Source organism: Fibrobacter sp. UWB2 (assembly GCF_002210425.1).
In the GTDB taxonomy this organism is placed as follows: domain Bacteria; phylum Fibrobacterota; class Fibrobacteria; order Fibrobacterales; family Fibrobacteraceae; genus Fibrobacter; species Fibrobacter elongatus.
The window spans coordinates 74894-89794 of the sequence record NZ_MWQK01000001.1; the positions used below are offsets into that span (position 1 = coordinate 74894).

Below are 14901 nucleotides of genomic sequence, written 5' to 3' on the forward strand. Positions count from 1 at the left end.
GGGGAAATCATGAAAAAAGCGTTTTCTGCCCTTTTATTCACGGTCTTGATGGCTGTGGGTACATTTGTTGCCTGTAGCAATGAATCTAGCGATGAGACTCTCCCAAGAGAAATCATTACGGAGGTCAACTCGATTTACGAACTTGGAATATGTGGTGATGAAAATGAAGGCGATACAGTTTATGCCAAAAAAGAAGATGCTGATTACTATTGCCACAGCGAAAACTGGATTCCTGTTTCCAAGAAAGATTCTTTAAGTTCTGCAAAATCATCTAGTAGCAAGGCCAGTTCCTCGTCCAAGGGTAAGGACGAACTCTCGAATTTTACGGAACTCTGTAAGGCTTCCGGTGGTACCGCAAAAGACGGGGCTTGCGTCTGTAACAAGGAACTCTGCGACGTCGGTGCAGTCTGTAACACAATCACGGGTGTCTGCGGAAACCGTAGCAAGCCCTCCGATATATCTTCGGATTCCAAAAAAAGTTCTTCTTCTGTAGCCGCTTCTTCTGAATCTAAGTCTACCTCCTCCTCCTCGGCGTATGCCCCGACCTTTACCGACCTGTGCAAGGCTTCTGGTGGTTCTATGAAAGATGGCGCCTGCGTCTGTAAGGGTGATGTCTGTGACGAAGGTGCCGTTTGCAACACTGTCACGGGTGCTTGCGGAAACCAGGTCAAGCTCAGCTCATCCTCTGTAGCCGCCTCTTCTGAATCCAAGTCAAGCTCTTCCTCGGCATCTGCTCCGACCTTCGATGACTTGTGCAAGGCTTCTGGCGGTACCGCGAAAGACGGTGCTTGCGTCTGCAAGGAAACTGCTTGTGACGAGGGTGTTCTTTGCAATATTAAAAGCAAGGAATGTGCAAACAAAAATGCAATTGAAATTGAATGCAGCGATAGTTTCACGAACTCCTGCTCTAATAGCCCTGCAAATATCGGTATCGTAAAAGAATGTGTAAAAGGTGTTATTGTGAACCGCTCGTGTGGCTTGGTCTCCTGTAACGAAAAGGGCACGGATTGCGGCGAATGCCTCGACAACGTGCAGACCTGCACCGAAGACAAAAACTTCAAGGCGACGGTCACCCGCTGCGAAAAGGGCACGAAGGTGACCGAGAGCTGTAACGGAAAATCCTGCGACCCGCGCGACAACGGTTGCGGCGAGTGCACGAACTACGAACACACCTGTACCAACGATGACGAAGGAAAGGGAACCGTCTACGAGTGCGTCGCCGGCGAAGCTAAGAAAGCCGTTTCCATATGCGGCAACAAGTCGTGCCGTACCGACAAGGCCATCTGCGGCGAATGTCTTAACGGCGAACTGAGGTGCGACAACGACATCAACAACAACGCCATCATGTACAGGTGCGTCGACGGGCAATGGGAAAGGCTCCATAACAAGTTCGACCCGCTCGACAAGGAGTATTACAAATGTCCCGTCGCTTGTAGAGAAGGCTACCCTATAGATAAGATGATAGACCAATGCAACACGGATCAATGTTCTGATTGCGATCCTTGCTGGGGACGTTCCGAAAGTGGATGGGACGATTTCAATCCCTGCTACAACGAAGAACGTTGCAAGCAAATTCTCAAGGACGAAGACCCCGACTATCCGCCGTTCAGAAGTTTCGAGACGAAACAGAAATGGAAGGAACTGATTCCTAGTAAAAAGATGGCCGCAAAAACCGTTCACGGGTACAACTGGATGAATCACAAACCAGTTTCCGATCCTAAAGAACGCGTGGAAAATTTCGAATTCGACCTTACTAACGAGACACGCCGCGTATCGTGCAACGCCCTGGGAACCTACTTCGGAGTTTGCCACAACTCCCTCCAGACCTGCATCAACACAAGTTATCACGAAGGCGGATTCATGGTGGTCTGCTCCAACGGGGAGCTTGTCGACACCGATGGCAACAACGACGGAATCGCTTGCAATTGCGAAATAACGGAAAGCAACGCCAAAGGATGTTGCTACACCAGAAGTGCCTGCTTCAAGTCAACCAACTGGGCTACAGACCGCTGCGCTAAGCCCTCAAAAAAAGACGAAGAAGACGTGCTAAAATGAGCCTTAACTCCAACCGTCTAGACGCTTTTCTTTCGCACCTCGGGGTAGAACGGAATCTATCCCCGGTGACGATTCAAAGCTATCAGGAGGATTTGAGGCATTTTATCGCCTGGCTTGACGAGAACTGTATTGACCTTAAGGACCTGCAGCCCGAAAAGCTGGACGAATTCTTGACGCTTACGGCGGGGCAGGAGGAATATTCCCCGACATCTGTCGCAAGGCATTTTTCGAGCTTGCGCGGGTTCCTCAAGTACATGCAGAACCAGGGCGAGTACGACTACAGCACGGAATCGATGCTTTCGACGCCTAAGCTTGGACATTACCTGCCTCAGTACCTGACTCGTGAAGAAATCGACAGCGTTTTTGAGAGTGCAGCGAACGGTAAGAATCCGCTCCGTGATACGGCTTTGATTGAGCTCATGTACAGTGGCGGGCTTCGTATTTCGGAAGCGCTTGGCATCAAGCTTTCGCAAATTGACCTTGAAAATGAATGGCTCATGCCGATTGGCAAGGGCAATAAGCAGCGTCTTGTACCGCTTGGGAGCAAGGCAAAGGAAAATCTCCGAGCCTGGATTGAAGAAGGGCGCCCTTTAACGCATCCGACAACGGACAATATCATCCTGAATGCGCATGGTAAGCCGATGAGCCGTATGGGCGCCTGGAAAATTGTGCAACTGCATACGATGCACTTGAGCAAACAGGTTTCGCCGCATACGTTCCGCCATAGCTTTGCGACGCACTGCCTGGAGGCGGGTATGGACTTGCGTGTATTGCAAGAACTGCTCGGCCATGCGGATATCAGCACTACGCAAATTTACACGCACGTCGATAAAGACTTTATCAAGCAAGAACACCGCAGTTTCCATCCGAGGGAGATGGGCGGGAAGTAGGCTACTTTTTACTAAAACTTTGTATATTTATCGTATGCGAGTTTGTGTAAAATGTTTTGCTTTTTTGAGTGCTTTCACGCTGTTTTTTGTGTGTAATGTTTTTGCCGAGGCATCGACTTCGCGCGATTCAGTGATGAACTTGTTTGTTCATGATTATAGAGAGTCGAATTTCTTGGATTCGTTAAGCGATCTTGAAAAATATGACCCGTCCGAAATGGTAAGGCAAGATATTGACGATGTCAGGTCTTTGCGCATTTCGATGATGAATGCGCTAGAACACGATGATATTGACAGCTTGAAAAAGCTAGTAGAGGCGGCCGAGGCTTTTGAAAAGTCATCATCAACGATTGTGATTCACGATGGCGAAAAGCTTTTGCTGAAATATTTTTTAGGTGACTTTGAATCTCTCTGTAATTTAGACTTTGTATCGCATTACAATAACTGGTATGAACATATTTATGGAGCGTTCCATCAGGCTCTTTACAATAAAATGCACGAAGAACTGAAGTCCGGAAAGCTTGAAGAAAAACTTGAAAGCATAAAAAACGAAAGCGATAGAAATTTTGCTTTTATTGTGTTGAATGGCTACTTCTGTAATAAGGAAAAAACATCAGCGCTGATTGAAGAACGTAAGTACAAGCTGAAAAATCGCAAACAGCTGGAATACCTTGTGGATACGTATTGGCGAAAAGATGTTTTAGATTCGTCTCGTGCTGCTTCATATTCTGTTGGAGCTTCTTACACAGTTATGTTGGGGAATGTCTCGAAAAAAGTGGATAATGCTTTTGGCTTATACGCCGGCTCCGGTGCGATAATAGACAATTATTATCTTGAATTCTCGATAAATGGCCATGTGGGGGATAACAGCGTTCGCGATTCTCTTTATTTTTTCAATGTCGGGATTGAAGCTAATTTTGGCTATGTATTCCTCAATCAAAAAGATACTCGCTTCAGTGGCTATTTAACAACTGGCGTAGGTGTAAATACATTTTCTTTCAAGGGCGATAATAGTAAAGAGAAAAAGAAAAGCGATTGGCCAACTCAAGTTTATCCATCGTTTGGTGGTGGCTTTGCTTTTGATTTTTTCCCCATTGGTTCGTTTGAAAAAAGGGCGGGACTCCGCTTTAGAGCTGGCGTAAAGAATATTTTTAGCGGTAAGACTGTTCACGCTTCTGGCGTTCGGCTTTATACATCTATTGAGTTTGTGGGGTCTTTGGGTATGCATAAATCGATAAAATTTGATTATCCCAATACGGAGCGTTAATGGTTATGATAAGGTTTTTATTTGCGATTTGCTTGATTCTCTTTTCGTACGGATTTTCTTACGACGATGTCATTGTTGATGCCGGATCTGTGGCGAAAAAGCTGGAAACCGCACCTGTAGCATACTATGGATCGCTGGTCAGTGATAATGGATTTAATCAAGATCAATTAATCAAAATAAATTTTGAAAAAGATTATCCGCAAGTCCATAAATCTTTTGTGGAATGGTCGGAACTAAAGACTGCCCGTATAAAGCGCGATTTAGCAGAAGCTCCTGAAATTGTCCGCAAGACTTTTAATCTACTCTTGAAAAAAGAGTTTACTGGATTTTATATTATCCATAAAATCGTTCGTGTCGATAAAGTTTATAACAAGACTTCGAAGACTTGGGAAAATCCAAAACCTGAGGATAAGAAAAAAGTCCTAACGCAGTTTGCGTATATTGGCCCGGATATTGTAAGGGATTCCTCTTCGTTTAAATTGATAGAACGAGTGTTGACGATCCCTTATATGGGTTCTGAAGATGTTCCGTTGAAACGTGTGTTTTTCATAGACGGCGTCTCGGCTCCGGTTGCTTTTTTAGAGGATCGTTATCTTGAAAATGTACAGTTTTTCCCATATCGCTTGAATTACACTGTTGAACCGAACTACGCTATTGAAATCCGTGAACGTATGGAAAAACTCGTGAGTGATGGGGCGTATAAGGCGGCTACACTTTTGGCCGATTCGGCGGACTTGTCTCTACATTCAAAAGCTCTTTTGAAGTTCTTGAGTGAGGATTATGATTTTATTGCAAATGAAGATTCTCTATCGGATTATTGGGTGACTCAAAATAGCTACAATTACGAGGATGGTTTGGATCATCTTTTAAAATGGGTTGGAAAAAGAATTTATCGTGAAAAATTCAGATGCGAAGATTTGCCAAAGTTCCCTGACCGTGATAATGAATTACTTTGCGTCACTATCGAAAATATTGCTTTAGGGAAGTATCCTGGGGAAACTATCAAAAGAATAAACGGGGTTGGAATTGCTTTAGGTGGAGATTTGGGTATTCCATTCTTGGTGGGCGATTTCCCCGATTATAAACCATTCCTTTATTTTGATGTTGGCTTTGGGGTGCGCATATATGATGTTGTCGTAGCCTTTGAATTTACTAGCCGTGCCATGGATGCAAAATGCGATTCCTGTGGTAATTTTGACTATGGAATCCAATCAAGACTTGGCTATCGCTTATTTGAAACTAAGTATTTTGAAGGCGTTGCATTTGTAAATGTTGGTGGCGCATTTTATGTTGTTCCCGATAAAGAAGATGAAAAGCGAAAGAATAAGCAGGAAGGCTATTTCCGCTATGGGGCGGGCGCGTATGTAGATTTGCTGGTCCCGAGTTTTGTCGGAAAACAAATGCCTGAGGGAGACCCGCTTGCGGGGCGTGTCGCATTCCGCTTGAAGGCGGGATTTCATAATATGAAAGCGTCGAAATATGGCCATGCTGATGGAATTTCTCCCTATATTTCGCTTGGCTTATGGATTCGCGGAGATTTTGTGGGTAGTCGTTAGGGATGAATTCAAAATTTTATATAGTTTTGAGTTTGCTTTGTGTGTTGCTTATGCCGTTCGGTATTTATGCTGCCGCGAACTCAGAAAAAACGGTTTCGCTAGATTCGGTAATGAATTTATTTGTTCAGAATACGGATGAATCGACTATAGAACCTGATTCTGCAGTACTGGCCCAAAGAGCGCTTTACCTGAAATTTTTGAAAGAAAAGGCCGAAGCCGATTCGCTTCGAAGTGCGATGCAAGTTACATTAGCCGAGAAACGCTATGGAGATTTCAAGAAGATTGTTGATGAGGCGGAAACCTTCGAACGGGCTTGCCCTCCGCATCAGGTGATTTGGAATAGTGAAAAACTTTGGGTAAAGTATTTTGCCAATGATTTTGCATTTTTAAGTAATATCGATTCGGTGGATTCTTATAAGCACACCACTTCTCGATATGGCTTTTACGCTGATTTGTTTCGTTCTGAGATTGAATTAGGAATGTTTGATAAAAGCCTTGAAGAAATCGAAAATGAAAGCGACCGAACTTTTATACGTCTTTTGCTTTTGAAAATGATAGATCCCAAGAGTAATATTTCAGATTTGATTTTAAAGAATAAGTCGAAAATTACAAAAACAGATCAAATGCATTATCTTGTTGAAAATTATTGGGATATGACTGCTCTTGATGAACGTAGCTATTTTGGCATTTTTCTAGGTGTTCCTTATTCGCTGTATTTGGGCAATATTTCAAAACACGTTAAGTCTAGCTTTGGAACCAAATACGGCTTGAATGGCTCTTTAGGCTTTGATTTTGTCTTTGATAACTTTTTACATGAATTGAGTATAGACTTTAATTATGGTGGATATAAGGATGTAGATTCTTTATACTTTTATGATTCGAATGTTGATTATAATTTGGGCTATACATTCTTGAACATGGAATACTTGCGCTTATATGGCTTTATATCGATTGGCGTGGGTATAAATCAGTTGTTTTGTGAAAACTATGAAGACGATGCGTGCCCAGATAAAAAAGTGAACCATTATTTTTCGTATGGCGCTGGTGGTATGGCTGATGTACTTTTCACAAAAAGACGTCAAATCCAGTTTGGAGTTCGCCTAAGGACTGGGATCAACAATGTTTGGGCTGATGACCTTTTGAATGCTTCTGGACACAGATTTTACGCTTCTGTTGAATTCCTTTTTCTTTATTATAAAGAAAAGAAACTGAAATTTGAATATTGAAATGGTGAAATATTTGTATGACCATGAGAAAAATAATTGTCTTATTGTTGTTGCTTTTGCTCCATAGCTATGCTGAAGAATCGGTTGCTCAGAAACTAGAAAAGGCTCCGATTGCCTATTATGGCGCGAACCTTGAAAGTGTTCTTTATTCGATAGATGACAAGCAGAAACTTGAATTGAAGTTGGCAAAGAATTACCCTGAAGTTTACAAGACTTTTATCGGTTGGGCCGATTACAAGCAAAAATTGTTGAACGAACGTTTGGATCAAGCTCCCGAAAAATACCGCCACGTATTTGAGAAAAGAAATGCGGCGATGGAACAACATGGATTTTTCCTAGTACATAATTTAGTTCTTGTTGAAAAAATCTATGACAAGAACTCGAAAACATGGATTTCTCCAAAACCTGAAGAGGCTAGAAAAAGCCTGTTTTATATGGCTTATGTCGGTGTAGATATTTCGAAGGATTCTACTTGGAAAATTTCTCAAAGATTGATAAGTCTTTTGCCAAACGATGATAATCAAATTCTTGGTAACGTGGGTAAAAAAAGAATATTTTTCCTTGATGGATTTTCTCAGGAGTGCGATGATTTGACGGAATCGTCAACCTTGGAAAACCTGCATTATCATCCGGTTCGTTTAAAGTACGATGTCCCTGAAAATCCGGCTGTGAAAATCCGAGAAAAGATGCAGACGCTTGTAGAACAAGGTGATTATGAGTCTGCAGCTGTTTTGGCGGATTCGGCAGATTTGTCGCCTCGCTCCAAAATTATCATTAAAATTTTAAATCGTGATTATGAATTTGTTGAGAATAAAGATTCGACAATGTACTATTTGGATAACTATAATGATTTTTATTATGTCGATAAACTAGATTCTGTCTTGGATAGGGCTGTTTTTAGCATGTATGAAAAAGATCCGTATTGCGATATTGTAGAAAAAGTTGCTTTGTATAAAAAGCCTGTGCCGATTTATACTAAAGAGGATAATGCTAATCTAAATAGCTCTATTGATATTGGACGGCCAACTTTGAAGGGTGATTTCCCGAATTATGATCCATTGCTTTATGTAGGAATCAATTTAAATTTTTCTATGGAACCGTGGGTTTTCGGGATTGAATGGACTTTTCACGTCTTAGAGTCTCGATGCGATTCTTGTGGGAAACTTGATATTGGAATTCAGGGATTATTGGGTTTTTTGTGGTTGAAATCTAAATATATAGAAGGTGTTGTCTTTGGTAATTTGGGCTCTGCTAGCTTTGTATATGGGGATGCTTATATCCGCTATGGGGTTGGAACCTATTTTGATTTACTTTTTCCAAGCTATATAGGGAAACCAGTTTCATCAACCAAAGAAAAAAAACGTTATGGTGTACGGTTGAAATTAGGTTTGCTTAATATGAATAATACGAAGCGAGGGCGTGCCCAGGGTATTTTGCCTTATGTTTCTCTTGGCTTTACTTGGCGTTGGGTTTGGGGAATGGAATCGACATTTGAACCATCTTATAGACCGAGAAAGTATAATTTGACTGATCGCTCAACGGAACTGGATTATGTCGATATTGACTGAATGGTGAATTTTCTAAATTAGTGGAATATGAAGCGCCTCCTCGTTTTATTGATGCTTGCATTGTCAGTGGCTGTTTCGGCAACTTGGGCCGGACCGCTTTCTGCTCCGTTTACGCACGACGGGCTGTTTGCAAATGCGTCAATGGGAATGGGGTATGCGTCTTTTGAAAATGCCGATGGTGAGGAATCCTTGACGGCAAATGGTTTCGGTGCAAGGATTCATGGAAAACTTGGTTTTTATGTCGTGCAGGATTTGGCGTTGCATGCGAATTTGGGATACGTGATGTATTCTAATTTCCAAGAGGCGCGCTATGGACTTCCGACTTATATGGATCACGATTTTTACGTGCTGAGTTCCGTTTATTTAGGCGTTGGCGCAACGTATTATGTACCCGGGTGGAACAATGTGTTTATTAGCGGGGCATTGGGCTTGACGGGTTATAACCTGAATTGCCATAAATATTCTGGGAATACGGGGCTCAGTGCGCTTAGCTTTGATATTGAAGTGGGCAAGGACTGGTGGGTTGGTGAACATACCGCTATTGGGGTGTCGCTGGCCTATAATTCGGGTGAATACTGGTCCGATGACGATGGCGTATTCCGCTCGTCTTCCGTGATGCTTTTGTTCTCGGTGACGCTCAATTAAAAAATGCCGGCTTTACAGCCGGCGCGTAATTTAAATGGAGATTCCCGCTCGGAGGCGGGAATGACATCATTCCTAATTCCGAATTAGTCCTTATCTCTCGAGCTTGAAGTAGACTGCTGCAAGAGGCGGAAGCTTGATGTTCAAGCTCCACTGGCGATTCTGCCACGGAATGTCTTGCGTCCAGACTTCACCGAGATTGCCGACGTTAGAGCCTCCGAACATGGCTGCATCGGTGTTGAAAATTTCTTTCCAAGCACCGCGAGCAGGTGCGCCCAAACGGTAATCGTTACGGACAACTGGCGTGAAGTTGAATACGCAGAGAATCATGTTGCCGTGGTCATCTTTACGGACGAAGCTTACGATGGAATTGTCGGCATCGTCGCACCAAATCCATTCAAAGCCGGTGTAGTAATGGTCGATTTCCCACAACGGAGCATTTTCCTTGTAGATGTGGTTCAAGACCTTCATCATTTCGAGGAGCTTGCCGTGGCTATCCCAGCTGACCAAGTGCCAGTCAAGCGAACGCTTTTCGTTCCATTCGCGGAACTGACCGAATTCGTTGCCCATGAAGTTGAGCTTCTTGCCCGGGTGTGCGTACTGGAATGCGTAGGTGAGGCGGAGGTTTGCAAACTTCTGCCAGTTGTCGCCAGGCATCTTGCCGAGCATGGAACCCTTGCCGTGCACCACTTCGTCATGGCTGAAAACTTGTATGAAGTTTTCAGAATAAGCGTAGACCATGCTGAATGTAAGCTGGTTGTGGTGGTACTTGCGGTGGATTGGTTCGTGCTGGATGTAGGAGAGGAAGTCGTTCATCCAACCCATGTTCCACTTGTAGTGGAAGCCGAGACCGCCCTGCTCTGGCGGGCGAGTGATGCTCGGGAAGCTTGTCGATTCCTCGGCGATGAGGATGGCATGCGGGGTCAAGCGACCCATGATGCTGTTCAAGTGCTTCAGGAATTCGAGCGTGTCGTAGTTGATGTTGCCGCCGTCCTTGTTCGGTACCCATTCGCCCGGGCCCTTACCGTAGTCGAGGTAAAGCATGGATGCAACAGCGTCGACGCGGAGACCGTCGCAGTGGAATTCCTTGAGCCAGTACATCGCGTTTGCGATGAGGAAGTTCTTGACTTCGTTACGGCCGAGGTTAAAGATGTATGTGCCCCAGTGCGGGTGTTCGCCCTGACGCGGGTCGGCGTGCTCGTAGCAGGCGGTGCCGTCGAAACGTCCGAGAGCGTGAGCATCCTTCGGGAAGTGGGCCGGAACCCAGTCCAAAATCACGCCAATTTCGTTCTGGTGGCAAAGGTCCACAAAGTGGCGGAACTGGTCCGGCGTACCGTAGCGGCTCGTGGGGGAGTAGTAACCGGTAACCTGGTAGCCCCAGGATTCGTCGAGCGGGTGTTCGGCGAGCGGCAAGAATTCCACGTGCGTGTATCCCATTTCCTTGAGGTACGGGATGAGGCGTTCGGAGAGTTCATCCCAGTTGAGGAAACGGTCCGGATTAGCCGGGTCGCGACGCCAGGAACCGGCGTGGACTTCGTAAATGTTCATCGGAGCGCCAAAGACCTTTGTGGCCCAGTGCGTCTTCATGTAAAGATCATCGCCCCATTCGTAACCGTCGAGGTGTGTTGTGATGGAGGCTGTTGCCGGGCGGACTTCGGCGAGCTTTGCAAGCGGGTCCACCTTCACATGGAGGTTCCCGTCGGCGCCGTGAATTTCAAAACGGTAGAGTTCGTTTTCACCAAGATTCGGAATGAAGATTTCCCAAATGCCCGAGGCACCGAGCATGCGCATCTGGTGACGGCGGCCGTCCCAGCTGTTGAAGTTGCCGACCACAGAAACGGCACGAGCGTTCGGAGCCCAAACGGCAAAGTGTACGCCCTTGAATCCCTGGTGCTCGATGAGGTTAGCGCCGAGCTTGCGGTAAAGTTCGTAGTGCGTGCCTGTTGCAATCAGGTGGCGGTCAAAGTCGCTGAGGACCGGCAAGAATGCATACGGATCGACGAGAGTGTATTCGATGCCGTCGCCCTGCTTGATGATGAGCTTGTAAAAGAACGGCTTGTATTCCAAGTCGAGGATTGCTTCGAAAAATCCAGTGTCGCCAAGCTTCACAAAATCAAATTCTTCAGTGCCGTCGCACGATTCACCGCGGATAAAGCTAGCCTGCGGCTGGTAGGTGCGGATGACGGTCTTGATCCCTCGATCGGTTTCGAGCGGGTGGATACCTAAAATTGAAAACGGGTCTTTAGTCTTGAAGTCCCAAATTGCCTGCATGTTTTCTGCGGTCAGGCTCGTGAAATCGTTCCATTCCATAGATTTTCTCACTTAATGTTTTAACGCAAAGAAAAATAACATAAAATGGGAATGTTATGCGAATAATTGCAATAAAAACCGTAATATTTGGATTATTATTACATTTGTATCGAATGGAGGCTTACAATGGCTGTAGTGATGGAAGAAAATGCAAATCCGATGAAGTTTGAAAAGCTTTTTAAGGTGACGCCCGAGATGATTGATGAAAACAAGCACATGAACAACGTTTGGGCGGTGCAGTGGGTCCAGGATATTTCGATTGCTCATTCGGATTCCGTTGGAGCAACGGATGTGATGTACCAGTTCGGTTGCGGTTGGATGATTCATACGCAGTTTGTGGAATACAAGAATCAGGCGTTCTTGGGCGATGAAATCCGTGGTACGACTTGGGTCGCTGGCTACAGCAAGGTCGCGAGCGTACGCAAGTGCCGCTTTGAACGCGTTTCCGATGGCAAGGTCGTGTTTGAATCCGAAACGCAGTGGGTTCTCATGGATATGAAAAAGGGAAGGCCGTTTGCCATCCCTCAAGAAATCAAAGACCGCTTTCAAGTGAAGTAAGGTTGAATGTCATGCCCGACTTGATCTCTTTGACTACTTGCAGCTTGCTGCTTAGTAGTCATGATCCGCGAATGGGGAGGGCATCTCCTTTATAACTTCGTCCCTTTCACAATGCGATAGAGCGTTTCGAGCTCTTTCGCATTTAATATTTTCGGCACGGGGTAAAGCGGGTTTGCTTCCTTGCTTGCCGACTTCGCGAGTCTTGGAATGTCCTCTGTTTGGATAAATTCTAAGTGCTCCTGAATGTCCATCGAACGGTTCAGCTCGCGAATTTGCATAATGAAGACTTTGGATGCTTCATGGTTGTCGAGCTCTGCCGGGACGGCTCCAATGGCTTTTGCAAAGAATCCGAGGCGCGTTTCGCAAGTTTCACCGTAGAACTCTAGAACGTGGGGGAGAATTACAGAGTTTGCAAGCCCGTGAGGTGTGTGGTACATACCGCCAAGGCTATGTGCAATGGCGTGAACGTAGCCGACGTAAGCGCGAGTGAATGCGTACCCAGCGAGGTATGCCGCTTTCTGCAGGTTTTCACGAGCCTTGATGTTGTGACCGTCGCGATAGGCGTTCTGGATATTTTCGAGAATCAGGCGGCCAGCCAAGATGGCTGCTTCGGCACTTCCGTCGAAATTGCTGTTGCCAATGTAGGCTTCAATGGCGTGCGTGAGCGCATCCATGCCGGTGGTGGCTGTAAGATTTGGGGGTAAACCAAGCGTGATATTGGCATCGAGAATCGCAAGACGCGGAATCAAGACGAAATCGTTAATCGGGTACTTCTCATGTGTCTGCGGATTAGAAATCACGGCGGCCACAGTCGCTTCGCTCCCTGTCCCCGCCGTTGTCGGGATGGCTACGAGATACGGGATCTTGCGAAGAACGCGTAGCGTCCCTCGCATAAACGAAATCGGTGTCCAACGTCTAACAATGCGGATGCCCACGCCCTTTGCGCAGTCAATGGCAGAACCGCCACCAAATGCGACGAGCCCTTTGCATTTGTTCTTGCGATAAATGCGTGCTGCATCGTTGATATTGTCGATGGTCGGGTTGGGGATGGTCTTGTCATAAATGGCGTACTTGATTCCCGCTTCTTCCAAGTATTTCTTGATGTTTTGGAAGTGCTCGCTCTTGGCCAAGAACTCATCGGTAACGAGCAAAACGTTTTCGATGTCGTTTGCCTTGAGGTGCTTGGGAAGTTCGCTTAAAGTCCCTGCTCCGTGAATAAGTTGCGGCTCGCGCCATGGCATAAAGTGTACGCCAACAAAGAACGCTTTTTGGAATGCTCGGCAGGCGAATCTGTAAAGGAAAGATGCCATAAGTGACCTCCTACATCGACTTTAAAAAGCGCAAAGCTTTTTCTGCAAAATTTTGAATTTTAGAACGCAAACAACCCGGAATAATTCCATAGGGCGGGTGGAAAAATGTCACCGCATCGAACCCTTTCTGCTCCATGATATTGCGTTCGTGGCTAAACGTCTTGAATCCGAAAAATCCGTGGTAATTGCCTGTACCGCTCATGCCCACGCCGCCAAAGGGAACTTCCAGATTCTCGATTTGGATAATGGTGTTGTTCACGCAGGTGGAACCTGATGTGGTATGGCTCAAAACGTAATTGATATCGCGTTTGTTTGTTCCAAAGATGTACAGCGCAAGCGGTTTTGGACGGCTTTGCACAAAAGCAATCGCTTCGTCAAGATTCTTATAGGCGATAATCGGCATAATCGGTCCGAAAATTTCGGACTTCATAATTTCCATGTCGGGCGTGACATTTGTCAGTACGGTGACTGGCGTGTAGCAATTTTCGATATCGCTCACTCCGCCGATGACTTGCTTAGCGCCTTTGGCAATTGCATCCTTGATGAGTGCGGCATGGCGCTCTGTGGCGCGCTTGTCGACGATGTGTACAAGGTCTTTGCTTTCGTGACGCTTGGCTTCGGTATCGCCGAATCTGCGTTTGATATCTTCGGCAAAAGCTTCTGCAAATTCCTGAACTTTGTCTTCGGGGCAAAGGGCATAATCAGGCGCAATGCAGGTTTGCCCGCCGTTCAAAGTCTTGCCCCAGGCAATTTGCTTGATATGCTTCTTGACGTTTATGCCGGGGAGCAAAATCGTGGGCGATTTTCCGCCAAGTTCAAGTGTAATGCTGGCGTGGTGCTTGGCCGCCATTTCTGCAATGTGTGCGCCGACCTTCGGACTCCCCGTAAAGAATACATGGTCAAACGGGAGTTCTAATAACTTGTCTCCAATTTCAGCCCCTTCACCTTCGATGAGTGCGATTTCATTTTCTGGGAAATTTTCTTTAAACATCTTCACGAGAACTGCGCTCACGTGCGGTGTCTTGTGCGATGGCTTTGCCATAATCACGTTGCCAGCCGCAATTGCCGAAATAATCGGGTTCACGAGCAACAAAAATGGATAGTTCCACGGCGCAAAAATCAGCACACGACCTTTGGGCTCGTAGTGGAGGCGGCTTTTGGAGGTGGGCAAAAAGAACACGCGACTTGCACTTTTGTCCTTCATCCATTTTTTCAGATGGCTGATGGTGTGGTCGATTTCTTCAATCGTCGGAAAAATTTCGCTGAGCCAAGCTTCGAAACGGGGCTTATGGAAGTCCTGCCAAACTGCTTCGTAAAACTCTTCCTGATGCTTCACGACGGCTTCGCGAAGCTTTTTCAGTTTTTGAATACGCTCTTTGGCACTCGTCTGGGCTATTTTCCAGCGATTTTCCCCTTGAGCATCAAAAATCTTTTTGATATCTATCCCATGTATTTCGTTCATACTCAATAAGATAGAACATATTGGGCAAAAAAGGCGTTTTAGGTGGCGAAAAACAAAGCT

11 protein-coding genes are annotated in these 14901 nt (G+C 45.7%); 8 read left to right on the top strand and 3 right to left on the bottom strand.

Features of this window, described 5'->3' with window-relative positions:
* The first annotated feature begins 9 nt into the window (after positions 1 to 9).
* The 7 genes from B7982_RS00370 to B7982_RS00400 all read left to right on the top strand — a co-directional run bounded on the left by B7982_RS00370 (position 10) and on the right by B7982_RS00400 (position 9204).
* Entirely contained in the window at positions 10 to 2055 is a 2046-nt protein-coding gene (locus B7982_RS00370; protein ID WP_088659067.1) for a hypothetical protein, read from the top strand.
* Entirely contained in the window at positions 2052 to 2945 is an 894-nt protein-coding gene (locus B7982_RS00375; protein ID WP_088659068.1) for a tyrosine recombinase, read from the top strand. The genes B7982_RS00370 and B7982_RS00375 overlap by 4 nt, the downstream gene beginning before the upstream one ends.
* Positions 2946 to 3009: 64 nt before the next feature.
* Positions 3010 to 4209 carry a hypothetical protein gene (locus B7982_RS00380; RefSeq protein ID WP_233138290.1) on the top strand — a complete coding sequence of 400 codons (1200 nt, stop codon included), beginning with the start codon at positions 3010 to 3012 and terminating at the stop codon, positions 4207 to 4209.
* Complete coding sequence (locus B7982_RS00385) at positions 4209 to 5765, top strand: hypothetical protein (RefSeq protein WP_233138291.1); 1557 nt, start codon at positions 4209 to 4211, stop codon at positions 5763 to 5765. Before B7982_RS00380 ends, B7982_RS00385 begins: the two co-directional genes overlap by 1 nt.
* Before the next feature lie 50 nt (positions 5766 to 5815).
* Positions 5816 to 6991, top strand: a complete 1176-nt coding sequence (locus B7982_RS00390) for a hypothetical protein (protein ID WP_158212946.1) — start codon at positions 5816 to 5818, stop codon at positions 6989 to 6991.
* 23 nt (positions 6992 to 7014) lie between these two features.
* Positions 7015 to 8559 (top strand): hypothetical protein, encoded by a 1545-nt coding sequence (locus B7982_RS00395; protein ID WP_144065895.1) that lies wholly within the window; start codon positions 7015 to 7017, stop codon positions 8557 to 8559.
* Between the two features lie 27 nt (positions 8560 to 8586).
* Positions 8587 to 9204, top strand: a complete 618-nt coding sequence (locus B7982_RS00400; RefSeq protein WP_088659072.1) for a hypothetical protein — start codon at positions 8587 to 8589, stop codon at positions 9202 to 9204.
* A 90-nt stretch (positions 9205 to 9294) separates the two neighbouring features.
* Here B7982_RS00400 and glgB read toward each other — a convergent pair whose 3' ends face one another.
* Entirely contained in the window at positions 9295 to 11511 is a 2217-nt protein-coding gene (gene glgB, locus B7982_RS00405; protein WP_088659073.1) for a 1,4-alpha-glucan branching protein GlgB, read from the bottom strand.
* Positions 11512 to 11637: 126 nt separating this feature from the next.
* Between glgB and B7982_RS00410 the strand changes: the two genes are divergently transcribed.
* The gene (locus tag B7982_RS00410) at positions 11638 to 12069 is read left to right on the top strand and encodes a thioesterase family protein (protein WP_015732505.1); all 432 of its coding nucleotides are present in this window, start codon (positions 11638 to 11640) and stop codon (positions 12067 to 12069) included.
* An 89-nt stretch (positions 12070 to 12158) separates the two neighbouring features.
* Here the strand turns inward: B7982_RS00410 and B7982_RS00415 are convergent, their stop codons facing one another.
* Both B7982_RS00415 and B7982_RS00420 read right to left on the bottom strand, forming a co-directional pair.
* A complete protein-coding gene (locus tag B7982_RS00415; protein WP_088659074.1) occupies positions 12159 to 13379 on the bottom strand; it encodes an iron-containing alcohol dehydrogenase in 1221 nt (406 codons plus the stop codon).
* A gap of 10 nt (positions 13380 to 13389) precedes the next feature.
* Positions 13390 to 14841 carry an aldehyde dehydrogenase family protein gene (locus B7982_RS00420; protein ID WP_088659075.1) on the bottom strand — a complete coding sequence of 484 codons (1452 nt, stop codon included), beginning with the start codon at positions 14839 to 14841 and terminating at the stop codon, positions 13390 to 13392.
* Positions 14842 to 14901 lie beyond the last annotated feature (60 nt).

Coding starts and splice junctions, on each gene's coding strand:
- B7982_RS00370 (WP_088659067.1), top strand. CDS start 10: ATGAAAAAAGCGTTTTCTGCCCTTTTATTCACGGTCTTGATGGCTGTG.
- B7982_RS00375 (WP_088659068.1), top strand. CDS start 2,052: ATGAGCCTTAACTCCAACCGTCTAGACGCTTTTCTTTCGCACCTCGGG.
- B7982_RS00385 (WP_233138291.1), top strand. CDS start 4,209: ATGGTTATGATAAGGTTTTTATTTGCGATTTGCTTGATTCTCTTTTCG.
- B7982_RS00390 (WP_158212946.1), top strand. CDS start 5,816: ATGCCGTTCGGTATTTATGCTGCCGCGAACTCAGAAAAAACGGTTTCG.
- B7982_RS00395 (WP_144065895.1), top strand. CDS start 7,015: ATGAGAAAAATAATTGTCTTATTGTTGTTGCTTTTGCTCCATAGCTAT.
- B7982_RS00400 (WP_088659072.1), top strand. CDS start 8,587: ATGAAGCGCCTCCTCGTTTTATTGATGCTTGCATTGTCAGTGGCTGTT.
- glgB (WP_088659073.1), bottom strand. CDS start 11,511: ATGGAATGGAACGATTTCACGAGCCTGACCGCAGAAAACATGCAGGCA.
- B7982_RS00410 (WP_015732505.1), top strand. CDS start 11,638: ATGGCTGTAGTGATGGAAGAAAATGCAAATCCGATGAAGTTTGAAAAG.
- B7982_RS00415 (WP_088659074.1), bottom strand. CDS start 13,379: ATGGCATCTTTCCTTTACAGATTCGCCTGCCGAGCATTCCAAAAAGCG.
- B7982_RS00420 (WP_088659075.1), bottom strand. CDS start 14,841: ATGAACGAAATACATGGGATAGATATCAAAAAGATTTTTGATGCTCAA.